The organism is Shimia sp. NS0008-38b (assembly GCF_040370365.1).
Classification (GTDB): Bacteria; Pseudomonadota; Alphaproteobacteria; order Rhodobacterales; family Rhodobacteraceae; genus Shimia.
On record NZ_BAABWQ010000004.1, the window covers coordinates 246,309 to 270,442 of the forward strand.

Sequence of the window (24,134 nt, forward strand, 5' to 3'; positions counted from 1 at the left end):
CAGCTCCGCGTTCAATATTGGTTGCATTGCCGAAGTCCGCACTGCAACGCCTTGTTGGTGCACCTACTTGGCACAATGGGCCTTTCAGTCCCTCGGACACTGCGAATTGCACTCGCGTAACTTAGACGTGCGACACATGAAGTTTTCATATCGGATGGCGAGGTGAAAGATTTGGGCCTCGAAATATGGCCCCAAATGCGTGGTTGCCGGTTATCGTTTTCTAATTGATGCAAATTTTTTCAGGAGATGGTTGATGTTGAAACTCAATCGCAGAGCCTTCGTTGCCGGGGGTGCCGCAGCATCTGTGTTTCCAAATGCCGGACGCGCGCAGGTCCCTTCAACCAAAGCCAGGCTTATCCGCGGTGCAAAAATCTTTGACGGAACATCAGAAGAGTTGATGACCGGGCTCGACGTTTTGGTGCGCGATGGGATGATCGCTGAGGTGGGCGAGGCATTGTCGGACGCTGATGCCACCGTGGTCGATGCCGACGGGCGAACACTAACGCCCGGAATGAGCGACGCACATGTCCACATCATGTGGAACGATACCATTGAAAATTTGATTTACGCGTCCCCGCAAGAATACACGGGGGCCATGGCGGCTCAAAGCGCAGAGCGCATGTTGATGCGCGGTTTCACAACCGTACGTGACATGGGCGGCCCGTCCTTCGGGCTCAAACAGGCAATTGACAGTGGCGTTGTACCGGGTCCCCGAATACTTCCGTCAGGGTTCTTCATTTCTCAGACATCTGGCCATGGTGACTTCGATCCAAGGATGAATTATCTGTCGCCGCATTTCACCAACCAGATAGACCCCGCATATTTGCGGGGTTGGACGATTGTTGCCGACGGTGTGCCCGAGGTGCAGAAAGCGGCCCGGGAAATACTTAGATATGGCGCGACCCAGATAAAGATCATGGGCTCTGGCTCAATTACTGGTGCACACGACCCTCTAGATGTCACAGAATACACTCAGGAAGAGCTCTCCGCGATCGTTCAGGCTGCCAAAAATTGGGGCACCTATGCAACGATCCACGCCTATACCGATATGGCGATACAAAACGCTATCAAAGCAGGTGTACGATCAATCGAACATGGCCTCTTTGCGTCCGAAGAAACGATGCAAATGATGAAAGACGCCGACATCTTTTTTTCCACCCAGTTTTTGTCTTTCAGCGTGGGGCCTGAACAGGCGGGAATGACTGGGAGTTCCGTTCCAAAATACCTTGAGGCACAGGCAGGAGCGACCAACGGATACGAACGCTCTAAAGCGCTTGGTCTTAAAATGGCCTTTGGGACCGATATTTTGGGAACGATCGACCTTGGTCCGTTCCAGAGTCAGGAGTTTGTGGCGCGTACTGCCTACTACGAGCCAGTCGATATTCTCCGTCAGGCAACCTCTTTGAATGCGGAGCTTTTTGAACGGTCTGGGCGACGCCACCCCTACTTGGATGGACCGCTTGGGGTCATCAAGGAAGGTGCTTACGGCGACCTCCTTTTGCTCAACGGAAATCCGCTCGAAGACATTTCGCTTTTGGCTGAACCAGAGAGTGGGATCAGTTTGATCATGAAAGGTGGCAAGATTTTCAAGGATGAGTTGTGAATATGATTTTAAAACAAAGACCTACCACATATCTAAGCACCGTACCTTACGTCCGTGCAGCTAAGATCGGGCTGTCGTCTTGGGCCTTGTTTTTCGGCCTATCGGTTTCGCTCCAAGCTGAAACTGCTAGAGGGGCACTTTCAGGGCCAGCGTCCACTCCATCTCTGCTTGCATCCGATGAACAGGAAAAGAACGATGTTTTGGATGTCGATCTTCAAAAGTCTTGGTCGGAGAGAAAGGCGTCTCTAAAAGAAAGAATCGGTCTGGATATCGGTTTCGATTACAATGCGCTGGCATATGCCGCTTCTGAAAGCCTTGGCGAAAACTCAGCTGGTAGTGGCGCCCTTCGCATGTTTGGTTCATGGGAGCTGGCCGGCCGCGGTTCCGCCAACAGCGGTAGCCTGGTCTTCAAATTCGAGAACCGTCACAGATACGGGGACGTAGCTGTAACCGACTTCGGCGGAGAGATCGGCTATGCGGGACTGGTAAGCTCAGTCTTCAGCGCTCAAGGATGGCGCACAACCCACCTATACTGGGAGCAAAATTTCGCACAGGGTCGCGGCGTTGCTTACGCTGGCTGGCTGGACGTGACTGACTATGTGGATGTCTATGCCCTTGCGAGCCCATGGAGTGGGTTCTCCAATCTCGCATTTCAAACCGGATCTGGCACCATCGGTGGGCTGCCGGATGGTTCGCTTGGATTGGCGGCAGGCTATTTCTTGAACGACAATATCTATGTTGCAGCGGGCATCGCTGATGCCAATGCGGATGCGTCGGATCCACTTGCTGGATGGGATACACTTTTTGGCGAGGGTGAAACCTTCAAATCGGCAGAAATCGGCTGGACCACGGGTCAAAAAGCGCGCTTCGTCAACAACGCGCACATCACATTCTGGCAAATTGACGAACGCAAAAAGGCCGGAACGCCAAAAGGCCATGGTGTGGCCTTTAGTGTCAGCCAAATTGTCGGCGATCATTGGTTTCCGTTCCTGCGTGGCGGTTGGTCGGACGGCGGAGGTAGCCTCTATGAGGCCGCATTGAGTGCTGGATTGGGCTACACGCAGGATCCAAGTCGAAATTTACTTGGTGTTGGTGTCAACTGGAGCCGCCCAAACGAAGACACGTTTGGCTCAGGACTGGATGAGCAAATTACGGTTGAGCTCTTTCAAAAGTGGCAACTGACCGAGAGCATCGAGCTGACCCCAAGCCTCCAGATTATTCATAATCCAGCATTCAATCCCAACGAAGACACCATTGCTCTGTTGGGTTTACGGGCGCGTATCGCTTTTTAGAGCAGTGCGGAGTTCGGAAGGTAGTTAGTTTTGGAGGAAAGAGTATGACTGAAAAACAGAGTCAATTAGTCCGTGTTTTGGCATTCTCCAAAAGGGTTTCATTCGTCGCAGCAACAGTATGTGCGGTGGCCCTGTTGTTGTCGGTTCCGACATCGGCTCAGGAAGGTGCAAATCTTGATGATATTCAACGACAACGTAGCGACTCGGCAGATGCAGAAAATGGGACCAATCCCACCAAGTTAACCACACAGATGGGTCTGCAGTATTCGTACAACAAGATAAATCCGAGCCTAAATAACGGACTGCTGGAGTTTTTCTACCAACACCCCATCGGGGATGGCTCCAAGGCGTTGAAGGTGACTGTTCCTTTTGCGGACAACCCGAATCTCCGTCAAAACTTGAACCTGTTTGAAGAGAATGCCGTCGGTGACGTCAGCCTGACGTTTCTCAATGTCTTTCACCTGACCCCAAAGGCAGGCGCTGCCTATACCGCAGAGCTGTTTCTAAACACGGCAAGCAATGGTGCCGGCTATGGTCAAATGGCGCTCGAGACTTCGCTGTTTTATGCGATGTTCCTCGACAATGGCGCAATTTTTGCCCCGGCCTGGGTGCAGACCTTCGGTCTGGAGGGCGGCAATAGTGCTGGAAAGAAACTCAACACAACTACGCTGGATTTCTACTATGTGCCCAAGCTGCCCAATCGAAAACTATTCATGACCTTTGACCCCGCCATTGTCCATGACTGGGAAAGCAGCGACACGTTTGGAAGCCTGCAGGTCACCCTTGGAATGTTGACGGGTAAGCTTTTCGGCGGGGACAGCCAAGTTTTTATCAAGCCCGGCGTAGGAATTGGCAAGGACGCCCCGTTCGACTGGTCGTTTGAAGTCGGCTTCAAAGTTTTGAACTTTTGAGCCGTGTCGCAGTTGGCGCGACACCGAACCAGTCAAAAGCTTTGACGAAAACAAGTATTGGAAACACCATGCTACGGCACATACTGACGGCGACGATATTTTCCGCGTCTGCAACGCTATCCGGCGCACAGGCCATTAACGCAAACGATCTGAATGGCCTGATTTCTAACGCTTCCCCAGAAACGGAGGCCGAGAACATCAACGCAGGGACCGGCACCACTGCTTTTGATGATCTTGTGCGCTCGGCTGCGCTCGACCTTAGCACGATTGGCGCGACGCTGGGAAAAGGCGGTGCTCCCATTCGCAACGGTGTCAGCCTCGCTCAAGTGTTCTGCGGCACACACCAGCGCTTTGAAAGCCGCCTCGTTGCTCCAAGCTTTGCAAGCATGAACACGCCAAAGCGCGGATCTTTTGACCCGCTTGCACTGCAATTAAGATCTCTGCCCTTAGAATGAAAGGATTTTAGATGTCACTGTCTTTCAAGAGAATAAGAAACCAATTCACGGCGTGTTCCGCGTTAGGCCTGTCGGCTGGTTTGGTTTTCAGCCAACCCGTATTTGCGCAGGATTTTGATTTGGTTATCCTCAATGGCCGCGTGATGGATCCGGAGACCATGCTGGACGCGGTCCTTAACGTCGGTATCACGGATGGCATTATCCAGACCATCACAGCAGACGAAATCACTGGCGCTGAGACGATCTTTGCGCAGGGACATGTAGTGTCGCCAGGATTCATCGACTTCCATTTTCACGCACTTGACGGTCTTTCATTGAAGCTTGCTGCTTTGGACGGTGTTACCACCGGTATGGATCTTGAGATCGGGGCTATAAACGTTGGTGACTGGTACAGCGCCAAAGCAGACGCCTGGCCATTGAACTATGGTACTGGTGTCAGTCAAGAAGGTGCTCGATTGCGGGTGCACGACCCAGAGGTCGATATTGACGGCTGGTATGATGCGCCGCTCATACTTGGCGGTCTGCGGGCCGAGGCCTGCGCGGATGGGTTCTGCGGTTGGCAGGACGGACGCAGCGATTTGGGCGAGCTAAATCAGGTTTTGTCCATTATTGATGACGAGCTTCGCCAAGGTGCCCTTAATATCGCCTCCACTGTGGGTTACATGGCCAATGGCCTTACGACATATGAAATGTTCAAGACACAGGAAGTTGGGTCTTTTTACGGACGCTACCTTGGGGCGCATGTGCGTTTTCATGGCAGCCCTGTGACCCCCGAAGCACCACTCGGTTTTGATGAAATTTTGGCCAATGCTATGGCGCTTGATGCACCAGTTGCTCTGTTGCACAACAATGACTATGGATGGTGGGAGAACGAAGAAAAGCTGCAGGCTGCTAGATCACAAGGGTACAACGTGTGGTCAGAGTACTATCCGTACACTGCGGCTTCGACGTCAATCTCCTCTGACTTCTTCCAGCCCGAAGTCTATGCCACCTTCGGAGTTCCCTACGAAGACTCAATGTACGATCCGATCGCCGACAAGTTTCTGACGCAGTCGGAGTATGAGGCAACGCGTGATTCTGACCCCAGCCGTCTCGTTGTTGTATTCAGTCCTTCTCGTAAAATATGGCTGCCCTATTGGCTGCGGATGCCGCATATGATTGTCGCTTCTGACTCGATCTACTCCGGCAAAGGTCTGGACAGTTGGGATCTTGATCCGTCTGAGTATCAGGGCCATCCACGAACCGCTGGCACCCGCGGGACGGTGTTTCGGCTTGGACGAGAACAGGGTGTTCCACTCATGTTTACTATTGCGCAAATGTCGTATTGGCCGGCGAAACACCTCGGCGATACAGGTCTGCAGGACATGAAGGTGCGTGGACGTATGCAGGAGGGTATGGTGGCCGATATCACAATCTTCGATCCCGTGCGCGTTCGTGACAATGCGACTTACAAAGCTGGTCAACAAGGCAATCCAACGACGGGAATTCCCTACGTCATCGTTAACGGAAAGCTGGTGGTCAAGGACGGAGCGTTCCAAAAAGTCTGGGCCGGCCAACCCATCCGTTTTCCGGTAGAAGATCGTGGCCGATTTGAGCCTATTGTCGTTAAGGAGTGGTTGCAGAATTTCGCGATCCAACCGTTCTCTGTGCATCAATCCGGAGCGGACAGTCTTGCTGAAGCCGGCTCTGCAAATTCAGAGTGACCCCCTTCATGTCGACCTACGTCATGCTGGTTTTGTGCCGCATAAGGAGCGGCGCGGTTTAGGCCTTTGGACAAGGGCTGTTTCGAATGAAGCAGCCCTTACGGAGGACCCGTAAACCTGTTCGTTGGTTCAGCATTTAAGAACGGAGATGGGGAGGCGAAATCCTCGCTTTGGGAACGCGGATGCTTTCCCCCGAGCCTCCCCAACTGAACTGGTCCTCGTCTATGTTTAGAAAAACGGGAAACCGAGAGTGGCAAACAAGCAACCAAAGCCGGAAGAGATTGTCTCGAAGTTAGGGCAGGATGAAGTTCTTATAGGGCACGGCGTGTCTCGTTTGGATGCAATCAGACAGATCGGCGTTTTTGAAGAAACCTATTATCGCCAGCGCAAGCAATGTGGTGGAATGGGCGTAGATCACTTGAAGGAACTGACGCGACTGCATAAGGAAAAAGAGCCACTGAGAAGGGCTGTATCCGATCTGACGTTGGATAAATTGATCCTGAAGGAAGTTGCTCGGGGAAACTTATGAGCCCCGTTCGCGTCGCGTTTGCATCGGTCTCGTTCCAAGGCAGTTCAATGTATGGGAGCGCAGGGTTTGTCAGGTTCTTGGGCATTCTCGCTCCACTCAATCCGAAGACCATTTCGCGTGATATACGTATCGGCGAAACCACCAAGTTTATGAGTTCGCGCCATAGAGCAAATCCGAAACGCAAAGAGTGTGAGCTAAAGTTCAACGAACTGACGCACGCATTGTAAAAAACAAGGAAATGCATTGATTGAATGGTGGGTCGTGAGAGGCTCGAACTCCCGACATCTTCGGTGTAAACGAAGCGCTCTACCAACTGAGCTAACGACCCGGTGACGCGCGTTCTAGCGCCACTCTCAACTGTCTGCAAGTCCTACTTTATGACTTTATTCTTCAGTTTCAGAGGCGACCTTTGCTTTACGCCGCAGTCGCATATTAATGATGCTCGCCTCTTCCACTTTCTTGCTGTTTTGTATCTTGAGCTTGCCAAATTCCGGTATGTTCAATCCGCGCCCACCTTGCAAAGTTTCCCCCAAAATAGCCAAGGTCGCTTCGATTGCGGGCTTCGCGTCCCGCTTTTTCACACCGGATCGTGCAACAACAGCTTCGATCAAATCGCGTTTGCGCAGTGCATCGTCGACCACATCCAGCGTTTCCACTGAATCGTCCGCATCCGTTGTCGCCTCTGTCACCACCGTAAGCTCCTCTGAAGGTTGGGCCGCCTCAGCGCTTTCACGCAGATTGGCGCTGGTCTTTCGCGTCGTAGTGCTTCTTGCTCTTGTCTTGGTTGATTTGGCGCGACTCGTGGTCGTCTTGCCTTTGGCACGGGATGTTGCCGCTTTCGCCATGATTGTACCTCACTGGTCTGCTCGACACGAAAAGTCTAGCAAGAGCAGAAAGAAAAAGACAGGTGTTTCCGCCAAACCGCACAATATATGGGCGCTTTGGCGGTCAATTTGTCTATATCAGCGGTTGAAGTGATGCCTGGTCAAAGCCGAGGCTCTCAGCCCTATTTCAACTTGGACAGTTTGTCTTGCAACTCGGCGAGCTGCTTCTTGATGTCGTCCAGATCTTCACCTTCGCCACTTGAATTCTCAGTGTCCTGCGCGGGGCCTGAGCTGCCCGGCCAAGCCATTCCGCCGGTCATCGCCTTCATAAAGGCCTCATGCTGCGCCTGCATCGCTTCAAGACCCGGCACTTTCATGCCGCCGCCCATGCTCTCCATCACCTTCTCTTGGCTTTCACGAAGCATTTCGAAGGAGGTCTGCAAGAACTGTGGCACCATCGATGTAGCTTGGGTGGTGTAAGCGCGGACCAGATCATTGAGCACATTAACCGGCAGAACATTCTCTCCACGGCTTTCGTGCTCTGCAATGATCTGAAGCAGATATTGACGGGTCAGGTCATCTCCGCTTTTTAGATCTACAATCTGAACTTCCCGTCCAGACCGAATAAAACCTGCGATGTCTTCAAGCGTCACGTAGTCGCTGGTTTCAGTGTTATAAAGCCTGCGGCTCGCGTAGCGTTTGATCAGCAGTGGTTTTTTATCTTCGGCCACGTGAATCTCCCCAACATTTATGCGCTGCAGGGAAGCCTATGCGACCGCAGCACAAAAAGAAAGGGCGGGCACAAGGCCCGCCCCCGCAAACTGCGCCTCAGGGAGGAAGGAGGCAGCAGACTTGCGACGTTTCTTACTTGGCTGTCGCTTTCTTGGCAGCAGAAGTCACCTCTTCGGTGGCTTTCTTCACAGCAGCTGTTGCTTCTTCTGTGGCCTCTTTGCCTGCAGACATCAGCAGCTCGACAGTTTCCATCTGAACCTTTTTGGCAACTTCAGCGAAAGCCGCCATGTTCTCAGCAGCAACTTCTGCTTGAGCGGATGCAAAATCAGTGATCGCTTTTGCATAGTCAGCTGGCTCTTCTTTTGCCTTGGACATGTCGCTGAGCTTGGACAACGTGTCTTTGGTCCATTTGGAGGAAATCTCAGAAGATTTCTCAGCTGCACCCAGCGCAACGGCTGTCAATTTCTCATTCAGAGCTGCAGAGTTTTTGAACGCGTCTTCAAATGCAGACGTGTCTACCGGGAATGCGCCCATTACGTCTTTGAAGATCGCTGTCACGTCCTGTGGTGCTTTAGCCATTGTTCCAGTTCCTTGCTTAAATAACAGCCGCTGAAATACGGGAGGTGTTGTGGGCTGTGTTTCTAGTGTCTGGAAACAATATGAATGCTGCAGCGCGGCATTTCAAGTTTTTTTTGCCGCACCGCAGCATAAATCCTGCAAATACTTGTTATTTTGTGGCTTTTTCCAGTACATAAGTCCCGGGCGCATCGCCCAAGACGGGGAAGTCAGATGTTCCAGGCGTCCGTTTTGGTATTTGATTACCGGATTTCTGTGACAGCCATGTATCCCAGCGCGGCCACCATGACCCTTCATGGAAAGTTGCCCCCTCCATCCATTCGTCGGCGGTACCTTTGAGTTTTTTATTTGTGAAATGCCCATACTTCTTTTTTGAAGGCGGGTTCACAATCCCCGCGATATGGCCGGATTGCGATACGATAAAGGTTTTGGACCGGCTCTTGGTTTGCTGAAACCCATGGAAGCAATCCCGCCAGCGTGCAATATGATCGGTCTCACAAGTCACTGCACAAATGGGCACATCAACGTCACTGATCTTGAGCGTCTTGCCACAAAGTTCGACACCGTCGCCCACAAATTTGTTCGATTGGCACAGTTCCCGCAAATACTGATGCGCCATCTTACCCGGCAAACCCGACCCATCCCCGTTCCAATACAGCAAATCAAATGCTGGCGGCGCCTCTCCCATCATATAGCTTTTGATCGCGGGCCCATAAATCAAATCGTTGGATCTCAGAAAGCTAAACGTACGCTGCATGATGAAGGAGCGCAGAATTCCTTCTTCTTCAACCTCCTCATCGATACCGTCGATAAAATCGTCCTGCAAAAACGGTGTGAATTCGCCTTGATCAGAAAAGTCGGTCAATGTCGTGAAGAAAGTAGCGGAGTTCACAGACGTGTCGCCATGCTGTTTCATCAGCGACAAAGTCAGGTGCAGCGTCGTGCCCGCGATGCAGTATCCAACAGCGTTCACCTTGGGCTGATCGCAGATCGACTTGACCTTGGCGATCGCCTCCAAAAACCCTTCCGTAATGTAGTCTTCCATTCCCACGTCAGAATAGGAGCGGTCCGGGTTGATCCAGCTGACCACAAACACAGTATACCCCTGTGCCACGCACCACCGGATCATGCTGTTTTGCTCTTTAAGATCCAAAATATAATACTTGTTGATCCAGGGCGGAAAAACCACCAGCGGAATTTCGTGCACGGTATCCGTTGTTGGCGCGAACTGGAGCAACTCAAACATCCGGTTGCGATACACAACCTTACCAGGCGCAGTTGCGATGTTTCGCCCAATTTCAAAGGCGTTCTCATCTGCCAGTTTGACCAAAAGCTCCCCATTGTTGGACTCTAGGTCTGCAATCAAGTTTTCCAACCCATCCACCAGGCTTTGGCCTTCGGTAGCGACGGCCTTCTCAAGCACTTCCGGGTTTGTCCCCAAAAAATTGGTCGGAGCCATCATGTCGATGATCTGGCTGGAAAAGTACTCGATGCGCTGCTTGTCCTTACCCGAGAGCCCTTCCAGCTCTCCAACCGATTTTCGGATTGCCTCAGCGTTGCGCATGTACTGCTGCTTGACCAGATTAAAGTACGGATGGGTTTTCCACATCGGATGAGAGAATCGCCGGTCGGTTGGCGTGTCATCCTGCGGTGCAGCAAACTGTCCCTTTAAGATCAAATTTTGGGCATCCACGAAGCCCTTGACCGACTTCGTCCAAAGATCGAGTTGGTTTTCGATCATTTTGCCCGGGTCGTTAAGCATATTCTGCCAATATGCAGTGGCGGCCGTCATAAAGACCTCTGGCTCTGGGGCATTTAGCTCATTTCTCAATGGCTTATGATGCCCCATCACTTCGGCAAGACGCAGTGACAACTCTTCAACTTTGGCCAAATTGGCGTTTAGGAGTTCCATTTTTTCGCCGGATTCGGTCTCATTTGTTGTCATATTAACCTATTCGCTTTATCGTTGCTGCCACGCAGCATAAAAATTCGACCCCACGTTAATACTACTGGGGAACTAACCAAGTGGATACCCCAACGTAAGGAAGACCCCCATGCGATACATGGCCACGTATGATTTGATGGATACAGTACGCAACACCAACCAATGGCTGGGGGCCACTGCATCTGCCATGGCGTCATATCCGGCCATGGCCATGGTGCCTAACCCTGCCTTGCAATGGATGGCTGCTTGGGGCGAAGTCACCGAACGTGCATTCCAGCGGATGGTTGTCAAACCGGATTGGGGCATCGACAGCTTCACCTGCGAAGACGGCAAAGATCACATCGTCAACATCAACACAGTTGTCGAACTCCCGTTTGGCGATTTGATCCACTTTGATGTCTCCGGTCGCAAACCGATGAAGCGCAAGGTTCTGTTGGTTGCACCGATGTCCGGCCACTACGCGACGCTGCTGCGGTCCACAGTGAAAAGCCTGATTGCAGATTGCGAAGTCTATATTACCGACTGGCATAACGCGCGTGATATCCCGGTAAGCGAAGGCAAATTCGATATCGACGACTATACGCTATACCTTGTCGATTTTATGAAAGAGCTTGGCCCGGACACCCACGTCATTGCCGTGTGCCAACCTGCCCCACTGACGTTGGCTGCGACAGCCTATCTTGCAGAAGAAGACCCAAAGGCACAGCCACGCTCTCTGACTTTGATTGGTGGACCTATTGACCCAAACGCTGCGGCGACGGAAGTCACCGACTTCGGCCATCGCGTGACCATGGGCCAACTCGAGGAAACCATGATCCAACGCGTCGGTTTTAAATATCCAGGCGTCGGGCGCATGGTGTATCCCGGCCTGCTGCAACTGTCCTCCTTTATGTCGATGAACGCAGACCGCCACTCAAAGGCCTTCTCCGACCAGATCATGCGAGTCACACGGGGCGAGGCCTCAGATCACGATGCCCACAACCGATTCTACGATGAATATCTCGCAGTCATGGATATGACCGCAGAATTCTACCTGTCGACGGTCGAGCGAATCTTCAAGAACGGGGAAATCGCCGCTAACGAATTTGTCGTTGCCGGGCGCAAAGTCGACATTGGTAAGATCACCACCGTCGCGGTCAAAACAGTTGAAGGCGCCAAAGACGACATCACCGCCCCCGGCCAATGTATTGCCGCACTCGATCTCTGCACCGGCTTGCCTGACAGCAAGAAAGCAAGCCATGTAGAGCCAGGCGCTGGCCACTATGGCATCTTTGCCGGCAAGAGCTGGCGCAACAACATCCGCCCCCTTGTGCTGGACTTCATTGATGCAAACTCAGCGGCCCCAAAAACCGCCAGGGCACGTAAACCAGCCAACAGAAACACGGCAGCCTGACACTTCAGTCTGCACAAAATCTCAGCAACAGGCCGCCCTTGGGCGGCCTTTTTGTTAACGATTCAAGAAAACCGGACCGTTGCAAATGGTTCACAGGCGCTCAACGCAATATTTTCCACAGGCAGAGGGAGCACGACACTACATTTTGTGGATAAGCATGCGTGTTCTCGGGGCTTGAAGCAATAAACTTAGATAGATCAAAGTCTTATAAATTGTGGCAGAAATCTGGCGAGGACGTTTCTCTTGTGGAGGAATCAGAAGGCTTCAACGAGTCGCCTCTCGCGCGCTTTCGGTCAACAGGAAAAATCCTGATTTTTGGTAAATAAAAACGTTGACCCTATATGCACCCTTACGCCAATTTGTGTAAGCAGCCGGAGAATGACACTACATATAGTGACGCCGTAGGCCGCGGGGACAAACACCACAACACCCCTCTGAAGGGTTGGTTTAGGTAGCACACGACATGTGCTCGCCTGTCAGTTGTCCTTTGCCTACTGCGACATTCCATCCTCTTAAGGATGGTTAGGTCGATTTGAACGCCGCAACAACAATCGCACAGAAGGTGCGGCGAAAAATTGGCACTGGGAACGAGGCAGCGGCATGAAAATTCAGAGACGTTTCACCAAGACCGGACAGGACGCATATGCGGACCTCGACTTTGTGACCACGGAGTCCGAAATTCGGAACCCAGATGGCACCATCGTCTTCCGGTTAGAAAACGTCGAAGTGCCAAACAGCTGGTCTCAGGTTGCCTCTGATGTGATCGCGCAAAAATACTTCCGCAAAGCGGGTGTCCCGGCAAAACTGCGCAAGGTACGCGAAAAAGGCGTCCCTGAATTTCTGTGGCGGTCTGCACCTGCCAATGATGATGTTGAACTGGGCGGCGAAATCAGCGCCAAACAAGTGTTTGATCGCCTTGCTGGCGCATGGACTTATTGGGGATGGAAGGGTGGCTACTTCTCCACCGAAGAAGACGCCCGCGCCTATTTCGACGAAATGCGCTACATGCTGGCAACCCAGCGCGCAGCGCCAAACAGCCCCCAGTGGTTTAACACGGGTTTGCATTGGGCCTATGGTATCGATGGCCCGGCCCAAGGCCACTATTACGTCGACTACAAAACAGCCAAGCTGACCAAATCCAAGTCAAGCTATGAGCATCCTCAACCACATGCTTGCTTTATTCAGTCCGTCGCCGACGATCTTGTAGGCGACGGTGGCATCATGGATCTCTGGGTGCGCGAAGCGCGTCTTTTCAAATACGGCTCTGGCACCGGAACCAACTTCTCCTCCCTGCGCGCAGATGGCGAATCTCTTTCTGGCGGCGGCAAATCCTCAGGCCTGATGGGGTTCTTGAAAATCGGTGACCGCGCCGCGGGCGCAATCAAGTCCGGCGGCACCACACGCCGCGCAGCAAAGATGGTGATTGTTGATGCAGATCACCCTGATATCGAAGAATACATCAACTGGAAGGTCAAAGAGGAGCAGAAAGTTGCCTCCATCGTGGCCGGTTCCAAGATGCACGAACAAAAGCTCAATGGTATCTTTGCCGCGATCAAAGCTTGGGATGGTGCGGAGGCAGACGCCTATGACGCAAAAGCGAACGACAGTCTAAAAGCGGCGATCCGTGACGCCAAAAAAGTCATGATCCCAGAGACCTACATCAAACGTGTTCTGGATTACGCGAAACAAGGCTACTCCAGCATCGAATTCCCAACCTATGACACAGACTGGGATTCGGAAGCCTACGCATCTGTATCGGGGCAAAACTCCAACAACTCGATCCGTGTCACCGACGCATTTCTTAAAGCCGTCGAAAACGACGATGATTGGGAGCTGATCCGTCGCACCGATGGCAAAGTCGCTAAGACCATCAAAGCGCGTGATCTGTGGGAAGACGTTGGCCATGCCGCATGGGCTTGTGCCGATCCGGGCATTCAATACCACGACACCGTCAATGCATGGCACACCTGCCCTGAAGATGGCGAAATCCGCGGCTCAAACCCGTGTTCGGAATACATGTTCCTGGATGATACCGCCTGCAACCTCGCCTCGATGAACCTGCTGACCTTCCTGAAGGACGGTAAATTTCAGGCCGAAGACTACATGCACGCAACCCGTCTGTGGACCGTTACCTTGGAAATTTCTGTGACCATGGCACAGTTCCCGTCCAAGGAAATTGCGCAGCGGTCTTTCGACTTCCGCACACTGGGACTGGGTTATGCCAACATCGGTGGTCTGCTGATGAACCTTGGTTATGGCTATGACAGTGACGAAGGCCGCGCACTCGGTGGCACGCTGACCGCCCTTATGACCGGCGTCTCTTATGCAACCTCCGCCGAAATGGCAGGCGAACTTGGCCCCTTCAGCGGATATGAGCGCAACAGCGAGCACATGCTTCGGGTCATTCGCAACCACCGTCGCGCCGCCTACGGCGAAAAATCTGGTTACGAAGGTCTTGCGGTCAAACCTGTGCCGCTGGACGCCCCCAACTGCCCCGACCAAGTGTTGGTAGAGTTGGCCAAATCCAGCTGGGACGAAGCCCTGCAGCTTGGCGAGAAAAACGGTTACCGCAACGCACAAACCTCGGTTATCGCACCAACCGGAACCATTGGTCTGGTGATGGATTGTGACACAACCGGGATTGAGCCAGATTTCGCTCTGGTAAAGTTCAAGAAACTTGCTGGCGGGGGTTATTTCAAGATCATCAATCGCTCAGTTCCAGCGGCGTTGGAAGGCATCGGCTACTCATCCGCACAGATCGAAGAGATCGTGTCTTACGCGGTTGGCCATGGCACCATCGGCAACGCACCGGGCATCAACCACACATCTCTCATTGGCCACGGGTTCACCACCAATGAAATCGAAAAAGTCGAAGCCGCTCTTGGCTCCGCTTTTGACATCCGGTTTGTGTTCAACCAATGGACCTTGGGCGAAGAGTTCTGCACCAACGTGCTGGGTATCCCTTCCGAGAAGCTGAACGACCCCGCCTTTGAGTTGCTGTCTCACCTGGGCTACACAAAGGCCGATATCGACGCCGCCAACGACCACGTCTGTGGTACGATGACGCTTGAAGGTGCACCGCACCTCAAAGAAGAGCACTACCACATCTTTGATTGCGCCAACCCCTGCGGCAAAAAGGGCAAACGCTACCTGTCCGTGGACAGTCACATCACCATGATGGCGGCGGCGCAGTCCTTCATCTCTGGCGCCATCTCCAAGACCATCAACATGCCAAACGACGCGACCATCACAGACTGCCAAAAGGCGTATGAGCTGTCTTGGTCCCTCGGCATCAAAGCAAACGCGCTTTACCGTGACGGCTCCAAGCTGTCGCAACCTTTGGCCGCTGCACTGGTGGAGGACGATGAAGACGCCGCTGATGTCCTCGAATCAGGTTCCTCACACGAAAAGGCACAGGTTCTGGCCGAAAAGATTGTCGAAAAAATCATCGTGAAAGAGGTGGCACGCGGCCGCGAGAAGATGCCTGAGCGCCGCAAAGGCTACACCCAGAAAGCGGTTGTGGGCGGTCACAAAGTGTACCTGCGCACAGGCGAATACTCGGATGGAAACCTGGGCGAAATCTTTATCGACATGCACAAAGAAGGCGCAGGCTTCCGCGCCATGATGAACAACTTTGCAATCGCTGTGTCGGTGGGACTGCAATACGGTGTGCCACTCGAAGAGTTTGTCGACGCTTTCACATTCACCAAATTTGAACCTGCTGGCATGGTTCAGGGCAACGACTCAATCAAGAATGCCACCTCGATCCTTGATTACATCTTCCGTGAATTGGCCGTGTCCTATCTCGACCGTACTGACCTTGCACATATCAAGCCCGAAGGGACCACATTTGACGATGTGGGACGTGGTGAAGAAGAAGGTGTCTCCAACGTATCAGAGCTGTCAGACACTGCGGCGAGTCGCTCGCTTGAGGTGCTCAAACAGATCTCCTCTACCGGGTATTTGCGCAAGCGTTTGCCACAAGAACTGGTAGTTCTTAATGGCGGTGGCGGCGTATCGGCGGAAATCCCCGATACTGTCAAAACCTTGAACACTTTGGTGCCGGAAACCGCTGGTGCATCCGTATCAGACGTGGCAACTAGCACCTCCGCTGTGGCAGCGCCGGTCACAATGAATGCCCGCACCAAAGCGAAAATGCAGGGCTATGAGGGTGATCCATGTGGAGACTGCGGCAACTACACGCTGGTGCGTAACGGCACCTGCATGAAATGCAACACTTGCGGCGCAACCTCAGGCTGCAGCTAAGGAGATATCAGTGGAGAAGCGCAGAAGCCTTCCAGAACAGACAGACATGCGTCGCCCTGCTGACAACACCAATGGCGCACCAGACACCTGCTCAGCACAGGAATGCGCCTTGGTTGGACGCATCGTGATCAGCGGAGATTGGGCACGCAAGGTACGCAACGAGACAACCGAAAATGGCGCCTCAGAGGCGACCCAAAATGACTACGCGGAACATCTGCTTTACGCCGCACGCAAAAGCAGCTGATCTGGCAAACCATGAGATCCCGGGGGGACCTGGGTAGGGGGCTCTGGCCCCCGACGAAATATCCCACTGATAAGGCTTCGGTCTGACAGTGGTGATCCACGGAGCGGGTGCGCTCGCTCCGACGACATTCAGGCCGCAGGCAAAAAACATCGAGCGGTAACTAAGAGTGAGCCTGAATGGCGAAACTGGGGGGCCTCGCGCCCCCCAATTTTTTACAACAAACGCTGCGCCTGTCACGTTTCGCTTCAAACAGAAATTTTCCGCGGTTTCCAATATGCCCAAAATCGCACGCATTTTTCGACAGCATGATGCCACCCCTGCGTCCATGGCGGTATTGCATGGCCTCTCGGCTTGTCAGCAGCGAGCAGAAACCGTCCGTAAAGATGCATAATCGAAGGCGCAATCCGCCAATCATGCAACACCAGCTGGCGGCATGTATGACTTAGCTTTCCACAGTGGCACGACACCAACGCGCCGAGCCACTTCTGATCAGAGTTCCTAGTGCTTTGCCAGCGCGGCAGTAACTGTGCTCAGGGTCTTTGAGGCACGCGCAACACCACAATCTCGGCAACTTGCAATCAGCATGCTCTCAAACGCCGTAAATATGCGCTGCATGTGGAAACTTTTGTAGGGGAACACAGCAGAGGAATCCATGTCATGCACAATCAGGGCGTTGTCTGCTTCGAAAACCACCAGATTTCCGTCTCGGTCCTCAGCACAATCAATGCCAAAATAGTCCAGACCGATACCATCGGTCAGCGCCTCCAAAGCCTCTTTGTGACGTAGAACGAAGCTGTCATCAAACCCGTTCATCCACGCCGCCTCCTCTGCCCGCTTTGCGGCAGAGGCGTCCATGTGGGCGTTCAAATACCAAAGGTCCCACTGATCGGAGATGGCCATATGGCAGGGAAAGGCCCGTCCCTTCACAAACACAATCCGGTGCTTTCTGAAATTTCCATCCTCAGATGCGTAATCGACATACTCTGATACAAAGAACTCAAGCGCCCCTTGCCTTGCCAAATACCGGCGCAACGCATCAGGCGTTTCCACCTTCTCCAGGCCTGCCCCCGCGTGTGAGCCAACAGGACGGATGATAAACGGATATGTTCCCACCGACCGCAACAGGCTCAACTCCACTTCATTGCAAACCGCCGGAACGAGGTCCAAGCGCTCTACGCGCTGCGTTTTCGGTAAGCGGAGCCCGTTAACATAGGAAAAGATCCCAGCCAAAGCATCACGGTCAAGATTTACGCGGCCTCTCGGAAGGTTCACCGCGCGCGTTCTGGCGATGTCTGTCAACATCTGCACCCGCGAGAAAAATGCATCAGCCTGATGAGAATCCGTGGGCACGGCGCAGAACGCCACATCATGGTCAGGCAGAAGATCCACATCCCCATCCAGATTCGGATAGTAGGTGATCACTTCGAAATCTGAGTTTTGCAGCAGAAATTCAATTGGTGTGTTGCCGCCAACATGACTCGGCTCTGCAAGCACCAGTACCTTTGGCTGGTCGGTGCCCCGTCGATTGGTCGAAAACACCCGTTGCCGTTCCAGTGCTTTTGCTTGCCACCGCAGACCCATTTCTTGATTGCCGTAAAGTTGGTCAATCACGGAAAGGTCCATAAACATGCCGTCCGCATCCTGCGCATGGTGGCATTCGCTGATCAGTTCGTTCCGCAATGGGCGCAAATCGACCCCTTCAAAGGCCATTTTTGTTAGACGGGCGAGGCCGAGTCTTTCTTGAGGTTCCATTCTGGCTCCTGTCTCTTTTACCCCTCCGGAATCGCAGCATTTGATTAAAGAACAGTGCACTTTTTACGGGAACAACTGGCTTGCCTTTGCCAAGTCCGCCTAGCTTACGCGGGCAAAGGTCCCCCGCTCTGCGCACCTGCAGACAGCATATTTTGCACTTGGAAACATGGCAAAGAGCTCTCCCAATCGGAGGCCCCGCCCTCGTGTTAGAAGCTTGGTTTTGTCAACATCAGCCAGACAATGGCCAACACCGCCCCGAAAGCAGGAAACCCAAACGCGAACCACCAACTGTAGAGCTTGTGATATCTCGCGGGCAAAGGGACGCCAGCACTCTGAGCGGCAATTGCGAGATCGCGCATCTGCATTTGCATCCATACAACCGGAAGCCAGAAAGCGCCTACGAGGATGTACAGCGCGAGCGACAAAAGAACCCAACCTTCCAATAACGACCACCCGACTTCACGTGCCAATAGGTAGCCCGTGATGGGCTGAACAATCGCCGCAGAGGCGGTGAACACCATATCGGCAAACACAACAATACCAGCGACATGCGCGATGAGCTTGGGGTCTTTACTGCGATTGGACATGACCATGAAAAAGGCTATTCCCGCTCCGGTTCCCAGCAAAACCGTTGCACCAAGGACATGCAAAAAGAGCAGGATTTCATAGGTCATCGTTCTTCCATCATAAGCCATACCAAGCCCGCAAGCGTCATCCCTGGCAGCACTTTGACCATGGGCCCCAGCGGGTCTGCCCACAGATCGGTCGCGACAAAAGGACTGCCGATCAGATAACCGCTCGACAGACCAAGCATTCCCAGCGCGGCATACCGCGTCAACGGTCTCCACAAGATCGCGACACCCAAAAGGACATCAGCAACCGCGCCGCCAAAAACAGTTGGGACAATCAACCAAGAGGCCACGACACGGTCAGTCAGAACCGACATTGCGCGCGCCGGATCAATGAGCGTTATCAACCCGGATAGAAACCAAAAAATCGACAGCGTGGCAATTGCGAGGGGGAGCGCGACGTACGCACGGGAAAACAGGCGTTCTTGGCGGGTTGCCGGCAATAGAGCCAGTGTTTCATCCAGTGATCGACAAGAGCGACCGCCGGCTGTCTCCCATGCGTGTGGGTCGCCGCAAACGCCATCCGCAAGTGTCACAAGAGCGGTGGTTCGAAGTGGTGAACGCCATCCCAGATGACCAAACAAGTCGGCAATTTTACCCAACGCGAAAACAACGCGCGCCGGAATGGTCGGACAAGCAACCGCGTCCGACCACCCTTGCCATTTGCGAACCTTTGCAAGCACTTCCGGGAAACTGTGAGACTCACGTTCCGTGAGATCCGCCGTGGTGCCCGAAGGTATTTGCCCCCGCGCTGATGCGACAACCGCATCGGCAACATCTCCAACATAGACAGTCTGAATCTGTGCGTTTGGCAAAACACGAGGCTGGATCAGGGGCAGCGCAGAAGCCGCTCGAAGAAGGGCAGTCCCCCCGTAAGCCTCATGCGACAATACCAGCGTGGGCCTCAGGACAACCCAGTTCTCAAGGCGAGAAGAGAGTATTCCGTCCCCTTGGGCTTTCGTGCGCAAGAACGCCGTCGAGGCCGTTTCAGTCACACCAGCGGCGGAAATTTGAACAACCCGCACGGGCAACAATGCTGCAGCGTCTGCGAGGCGCGTCAACGCCGTCACATGTATGGCTTCAAGGTCATCCTTTGCGCCGTCTTGCAGGGCGCCTGACGCATTCACAACCACATCGACACCTTCGAGCATCACCAACCACTCCTCGGTTGTGATGGTGGGGATGTCGCGAATAATCCATTCCGCAGCTGGAGCAGCGACACGCGCGGACCGCAGAGATCGCCCAACGCCAATAACCTCAAAGCCCGCCTCGGAAAGTGCCCGCACACAGGCATGCCCGATCAAGCCATACCCGCCAAGAACAATCGCTTTGGGCATTCCGTTTCCTTTTCCATTCCGCAACCCGACATGCCGCCCATTGCTAAAAAGCCTTAGACTTCTGCGTTTTCTCTGCTCAGAAGCCAGAAATAGAAGTGCACCCATCACAATCTCAAAACATGTAACTTTGAGACTATTTTTCCGGCGCCCTCACCTTCCTTTGACAAGAGTTAGATAGAAAAATCAAATTCCCGTCGAGGTGGAATACAACAAGCTCTGGCCCAGCGCTTCAAAGAAAAAGCGCGCCACCGATAGGGACGCGCTTTTCATTGTTGGTAAATGTGAAACGATCAATGCGCGGTGGCGCCAGCGCTTTCTTCTTTCTTGAGCGCAGCCGCCGCAGCTTCTTCAGCCGCCTCGTCCCACTCAATCGCTTCAGGCTCCTCTGTCAGCGCCAGCTTCAGCACCTCAGACACGTGCTTCACTGCGATGATTTCCAGACCGTCTTTCACGTTGTCCGGAATGTCCGCGAGATCTTTCTCGTTCTCCTCAGGGATCAGAACCGTTTTGATGCCCCCACGCAGGGCTGCAAGCAACTTCTCTTTCAGACCACCAATAGGCATCGCGTTGCCACGCAAGGACACTTCGCCAGTCATCGCGATGTCTTTGCGCACCGGAATACCGGTCAGCACAGACACAATTGACGTCACCATCGCAAGACCTGCAGACGGGCCGTCCTTTGGCGTTGCGCCATCCGGCACGTGCACGTGGATGTCGATCTTATCAAAAACCGTTGGTTTCACGCCGATTTTCGGGCTGATCGAACGCACGTAAGAAGACGCCGCATCAATCGACTCTTTCATCACGTCGCCCAGCTTACCGGTGGTTTTCATACGGCCTTTGCCGGGCAGATTCAGACCCTCAATGTGCAGCAAATCACCGCCCACGCTGGTCCACGCAAGACCGGTGACAACACCCACTTGGCTCTCGTCCTCAGCCAGACCATAGCGGAACTTCTTCACCCCAAGGAAATCATCCAGATTGTCCTCTGTGACAGACACGGTTTCCGCATCGCCTTTGACAATCTTGGTCACAGCCTTACGGGTCAGCTTGGCTAGCTCGCGCTCTAGGTTCCGCACACCTGCTTCACGGGTATAAGTGCGCACAATCTCTTGGATCGCCTCATCAGACACTTCAAACTCGCCCTTTTTCAGGCCGTGGTTCTTGATCTGCTTGTCGATCAGGTGCTGACGCGCAATCTCGCGCTTCTCGTCTTCGGTGTAGCCCGCAAGCGAAATGATCTCCATCCGGTCCAGCAGTGGGCCCGGCATGTTGTAGGAGTTTGCTGTGGTCAGGAACATCACGTTGGACAGATCGTATTCCACCTCAAGGTAGTGATCCACAAAAGTGCCGTTCTGTTCAGGGTCCAGAACCTCAAGCATTGCCGATGCTGGATCCCCACGGAAATCCTGCCCCATCTTGTCGATCTCATCGAGCAATATTAGCGGGTTGGTGGTTTTCGCCTTTTTAAGCGCCTGAATGATCTTGCCCGGCATGGAGCCGATGTACGTCCGACGGTGGCCACGAATTTCGCTTTCATCACGCACGCCGCCCAACGAAATACGGATAAATTCACGTCCGGTCGCTTTCGCCACAGACTTCCCGAGCGAGGTCTTACCAACACCGGGAGGGCCCACAAGGCAAAGGATCGGGCCTTTCAGCTTGCTTGAACGTTGTTGCACAGCAAGATATTCAACGATGCGCTCTTTGACTTTCTCCAGACCATAGTGGTCTGTATCCAACACGGCCTGCGCCGCGTTCAGGTCTTTCTTGACCCGGCCACGCTTGTTCCATGGAATGGACAGCATCCAATCCAAATAGTTGCGCACAACGGTCGCTTCAGCACTCATCGGGCTCATGTTTTTGAGCTTCTTGAGTTCAGCATCGGCTTTTTCTTTGGCTTCTTTGGAAAGCTTGGTCTTGCCGATCTTGTCCTCAAGCTCCGCAATTTCGCCCTCGCCCTCTTCGCCGTCACCCAGCTCCTTCTGAATGGCTTTCATTTGCTCATTCAGATAGTACTCGCGCTGCGTCTTCTCCATTTGGGTTTTGACCCGGGTCTTGATCTTCTTCTCGACCTGCAGAACGCTCATCTCGCCCTGCATCAGGCCATAGACCTTCTCCAGACGCTCGCTCACAGACAGCGTTTCTAGAAGCTCTTGCTTCTCGTTCACCTCGATACCGAGGTGGCCCGCAACCAAATCCGCCAAACGCGCAGGTTCACTTGCTTCTTCCACAGCGCTCAGCGCTTCTTCGGGGATGTTTTTCTTGACCTTAGAATAGCGTTCAAACTCGTCGCCAACAGAGCGCAACAGCGCTTCAATGGTGGCGGCATCGCCGGGCATTTCATCCAACGGTTCCGCACGCGCTTCAAAGAAGTCATCGTTTTCGAGGAAGTCGGTGATTGTCACACGGCTTTGACCTTCGACCAGCACCTTGACGGTGCCATCGGGCAATTTCAGAAGCTGCAGCACATTGGCCAAAACACCAACGCGATAGATGCCATCCATCGTTGGATCATCGTCCGCCGGGTCGATCTGACTGGACAGCAAGATCTGTTTGTCGTCAGCCATCACTTCTTCGAGCGCGCGGACCGACTTTTCCCGCCCCACAAACAGCGGCACAATCATATGTGGGAAGACCACAATATCGCGCAGAGGCAGCACAGGATAAGACGTGTTGAGAGGCTCAGTCATGAGTATTCCTTGTATTAGCAAAGCGACACCGGTCCCATATTTGGCAACCGCTCGGCCACTTTCCGTTTCCTCGGCTTATTGATTTGGGGCCGCTGGCCTCCGCTTTCAACAGCGTGTTGTTGGTTGGAACACACAATGCCTTTACAGAGCGTGAGGAACAAGGCGCGAAAAGGGATAGATGCGAAAAAATATCGAGCTTGTGCGGCGCGAAAGAGAGCTGCGCCTTTCGAAAATCCAGCGATAGCGCTTTCAATCTGCACCACAAGACATCATTTCTTTTGCGAACAGTAACGCAATTCCGCCTAGTGCAGCTTCCAAACGCCATTCTTGCGCACAAAAAGCTGCTTTGTGAGCGGATAGGCCAGTTCGCCTTCGATATCGGACGCGAGCTTGCGCAAATCTGCCACTGCACTCGCGTCGCGACCGTCCACGACCAAAACCAAATCCCGCGCTAGCACAGCAACAACCACTTCGCCAAACGCCTCTTCAAACGGCACCCACACACGCGGCACCACGAGCAGGCTGGCCACATAGGTGTCGTCGGGCAGCGACAGCATGTAAATACGTTGCCCTGTGATCTCCGGCACGCCAACGGCAACATCCGTGTTGCGCAAAGCGATTCCAAAAGCCTCGGTTTGGGTGAGCCCGCTTGCCCGCAACTTGTCCGCAGTGACAATCGCAACATGTTCCGGGCTGTCTTCGGCCAGAAAAACCGCCAGTTCTCCTGGCAAGGGCAAGGTTGGTGCCTCCGCTCCGAGGACCTCAAGAAAATCTCTGGTGCGCACCAACAAGCGCAACCCACCTTTGTCCAAAACGGTATCGGACGTGGCAGACTGAGAGGCGCCCAGTCCCACCATAATATAGCGGTCAATCAGCGCCTCTTGCTCCGCAAGTGAACTCTCCTGTTGAAGCTGCGCAGCCAAATTGTGCGGAAAAAACACCTGGTGCTCACCAGTCTCTGTCGTCAGTGTGACGGCCCAATTTTCGGTGTCGATCTCCACCGTGCCAAAACGCTCCAATCTTGTCGAAACGGCATAGGCGGTGTCCTCCAATGTCTGGATTGGCGCAGCCTCCGCCACCGCAGATTGCCCTGTCGCAGCCAGCGCTGCGAAGAGCAGAAGCGCGCACATATTCCGCGAAAACAATCGCTCAATATTTAAGAAAAACAAACTAACTTCCTAAAAATCATAGCGAATTCTTCATCCAAATCACGGCAAAATCAATCTTAAGGCGAGCATTACCAGATCGTT

General features: G+C 53.4%; 17 protein-coding genes, 1 tRNA gene and 1 pseudogene. 9 read left to right on the forward strand and 10 right to left on the reverse strand.

Annotation, left to right across the window (positions count from 1 at the left end):
- Positions 1-253 precede the first annotated feature (253 nt).
- From ABWV47_RS17940 to ABWV47_RS17965, 6 genes and pseudogenes are all read left to right on the forward strand, one after another.
- The gene (locus tag ABWV47_RS17940; protein WP_353314382.1) at positions 254-1,603 is read left to right on the forward strand and encodes a metal-dependent hydrolase family protein; all 1,350 of its coding nucleotides are present in this window, start codon (positions 254-256) and stop codon (positions 1,601-1,603) included.
- Between the two features lie 350 nt (positions 1,604-1,953).
- On the forward strand, positions 1,954-2,895 hold the full coding sequence (locus tag ABWV47_RS17945) for a carbohydrate porin (RefSeq protein ID WP_353314384.1): 942 nt from the start codon (positions 1,954-1,956) through the stop codon (positions 2,893-2,895).
- Between the two features lie 44 nt (positions 2,896-2,939).
- Positions 2,940-3,806 (forward strand): hypothetical protein, encoded by an 867-nt coding sequence (locus ABWV47_RS17950; RefSeq protein WP_353314386.1) that lies wholly within the window; start codon positions 2,940-2,942, stop codon positions 3,804-3,806.
- A gap of 68 nt (positions 3,807-3,874) precedes the next feature.
- On the forward strand, positions 3,875-4,261 hold the full coding sequence (locus ABWV47_RS17955; protein WP_353314388.1) for a hypothetical protein: 387 nt from the start codon (positions 3,875-3,877) through the stop codon (positions 4,259-4,261).
- 11 nt (positions 4,262-4,272) lie between these two features.
- Positions 4,273-5,964 (forward strand): amidohydrolase family protein, encoded by a 1,692-nt coding sequence (locus ABWV47_RS17960; RefSeq protein ID WP_353314390.1) that lies wholly within the window; start codon positions 4,273-4,275, stop codon positions 5,962-5,964.
- Between the two features lie 250 nt (positions 5,965-6,214).
- Positions 6,215-6,593, forward strand: a pseudogene (locus tag ABWV47_RS17965) (IS3 family transposase); the annotation flags it as partial.
- Positions 6,594-6,745: 152 nt separating this feature from the next.
- On the opposite strand, the gene ABWV47_RS17970 reads toward ABWV47_RS17965, so the two are convergent.
- The 5 genes from ABWV47_RS17970 to ABWV47_RS17990 form a co-directional block, all read right to left on the reverse strand.
- Positions 6,746-6,821, reverse strand: a tRNA-Val gene (locus tag ABWV47_RS17970).
- A gap of 55 nt (positions 6,822-6,876) precedes the next feature.
- Positions 6,877-7,338 carry an HU family DNA-binding protein gene (locus ABWV47_RS17975; RefSeq protein WP_353314392.1) on the reverse strand — a complete coding sequence of 154 codons (462 nt, stop codon included), beginning with the start codon at positions 7,336-7,338 and terminating at the stop codon, positions 6,877-6,879.
- Between the two features lie 161 nt (positions 7,339-7,499).
- Positions 7,500-8,048: a polyhydroxyalkanoate synthesis repressor PhaR gene (gene phaR, locus ABWV47_RS17980; RefSeq protein ID WP_353314394.1), complete on the reverse strand. Its 549-nt coding sequence runs from the start codon at positions 8,046-8,048 to the stop codon at positions 7,500-7,502.
- Between the two features lie 133 nt (positions 8,049-8,181).
- Complete coding sequence (locus ABWV47_RS17985; protein WP_353314396.1) at positions 8,182-8,628, reverse strand: phasin family protein; 447 nt, start codon at positions 8,626-8,628, stop codon at positions 8,182-8,184.
- 148 nt (positions 8,629-8,776) lie between these two features.
- Positions 8,777-10,570 (reverse strand): PHA/PHB synthase family protein, encoded by a 1,794-nt coding sequence (locus ABWV47_RS17990; RefSeq protein ID WP_353314398.1) that lies wholly within the window; start codon positions 10,568-10,570, stop codon positions 8,777-8,779.
- Positions 10,571-10,679: 109 nt separating this feature from the next.
- Here ABWV47_RS17990 and phaZ point away from each other — a divergent pair, with 109 nt between their 5' ends.
- The 3 genes from phaZ (at position 10,680) to ABWV47_RS18005 (ending at position 16,473) form a co-directional block, all read left to right on the forward strand.
- Positions 10,680-11,963, forward strand: a complete 1,284-nt coding sequence (phaZ, locus tag ABWV47_RS17995) for a polyhydroxyalkanoate depolymerase (RefSeq protein ID WP_353314400.1) — start codon at positions 10,680-10,682, stop codon at positions 11,961-11,963.
- A 600-nt stretch (positions 11,964-12,563) separates the two neighbouring features.
- A complete protein-coding gene (locus ABWV47_RS18000; RefSeq protein WP_353314402.1) occupies positions 12,564-16,229 on the forward strand; it encodes a vitamin B12-dependent ribonucleotide reductase in 3,666 nt (1,221 codons plus the stop codon).
- A 10-nt stretch (positions 16,230-16,239) separates the two neighbouring features.
- Positions 16,240-16,473 (forward strand): hypothetical protein, encoded by a 234-nt coding sequence (locus tag ABWV47_RS18005; RefSeq protein ID WP_353314404.1) that lies wholly within the window; start codon positions 16,240-16,242, stop codon positions 16,471-16,473.
- Positions 16,474-16,971: 498 nt separating this feature from the next.
- On the opposite strand, the gene ABWV47_RS18010 is transcribed toward ABWV47_RS18005, so the two are convergent.
- The 5 genes from ABWV47_RS18010 to ABWV47_RS18030 form a co-directional block, all read right to left on the reverse strand.
- On the reverse strand, positions 16,972-18,225 hold the full coding sequence (locus ABWV47_RS18010) for an ATP-grasp domain-containing protein (protein ID WP_353314406.1): 1,254 nt from the start codon (positions 18,223-18,225) through the stop codon (positions 16,972-16,974).
- Positions 18,226-18,431: 206 nt separating this feature from the next.
- Positions 18,432-18,899: a DUF2269 family protein gene (locus ABWV47_RS18015; protein WP_353314408.1), complete on the reverse strand. Its 468-nt coding sequence runs from the start codon at positions 18,897-18,899 to the stop codon at positions 18,432-18,434.
- A complete protein-coding gene (locus tag ABWV47_RS18020; RefSeq protein ID WP_353314410.1) occupies positions 18,896-20,191 on the reverse strand; it encodes an SDR family oxidoreductase in 1,296 nt (431 codons plus the stop codon). Before ABWV47_RS18020 ends, ABWV47_RS18015 begins: the two co-directional genes overlap by 4 nt.
- Positions 20,192-20,481: 290 nt before the next feature.
- Entirely contained in the window at positions 20,482-22,884 is a 2,403-nt protein-coding gene (lon, locus tag ABWV47_RS18025) for an endopeptidase La (RefSeq protein ID WP_353314412.1), read from the reverse strand.
- A gap of 302 nt (positions 22,885-23,186) precedes the next feature.
- Positions 23,187-24,014 (reverse strand): DUF1444 domain-containing protein, encoded by an 828-nt coding sequence (locus ABWV47_RS18030; RefSeq protein WP_353314414.1) that lies wholly within the window; start codon positions 24,012-24,014, stop codon positions 23,187-23,189.
- Between the last annotated feature and the right edge of the window lie 120 nt (positions 24,015-24,134).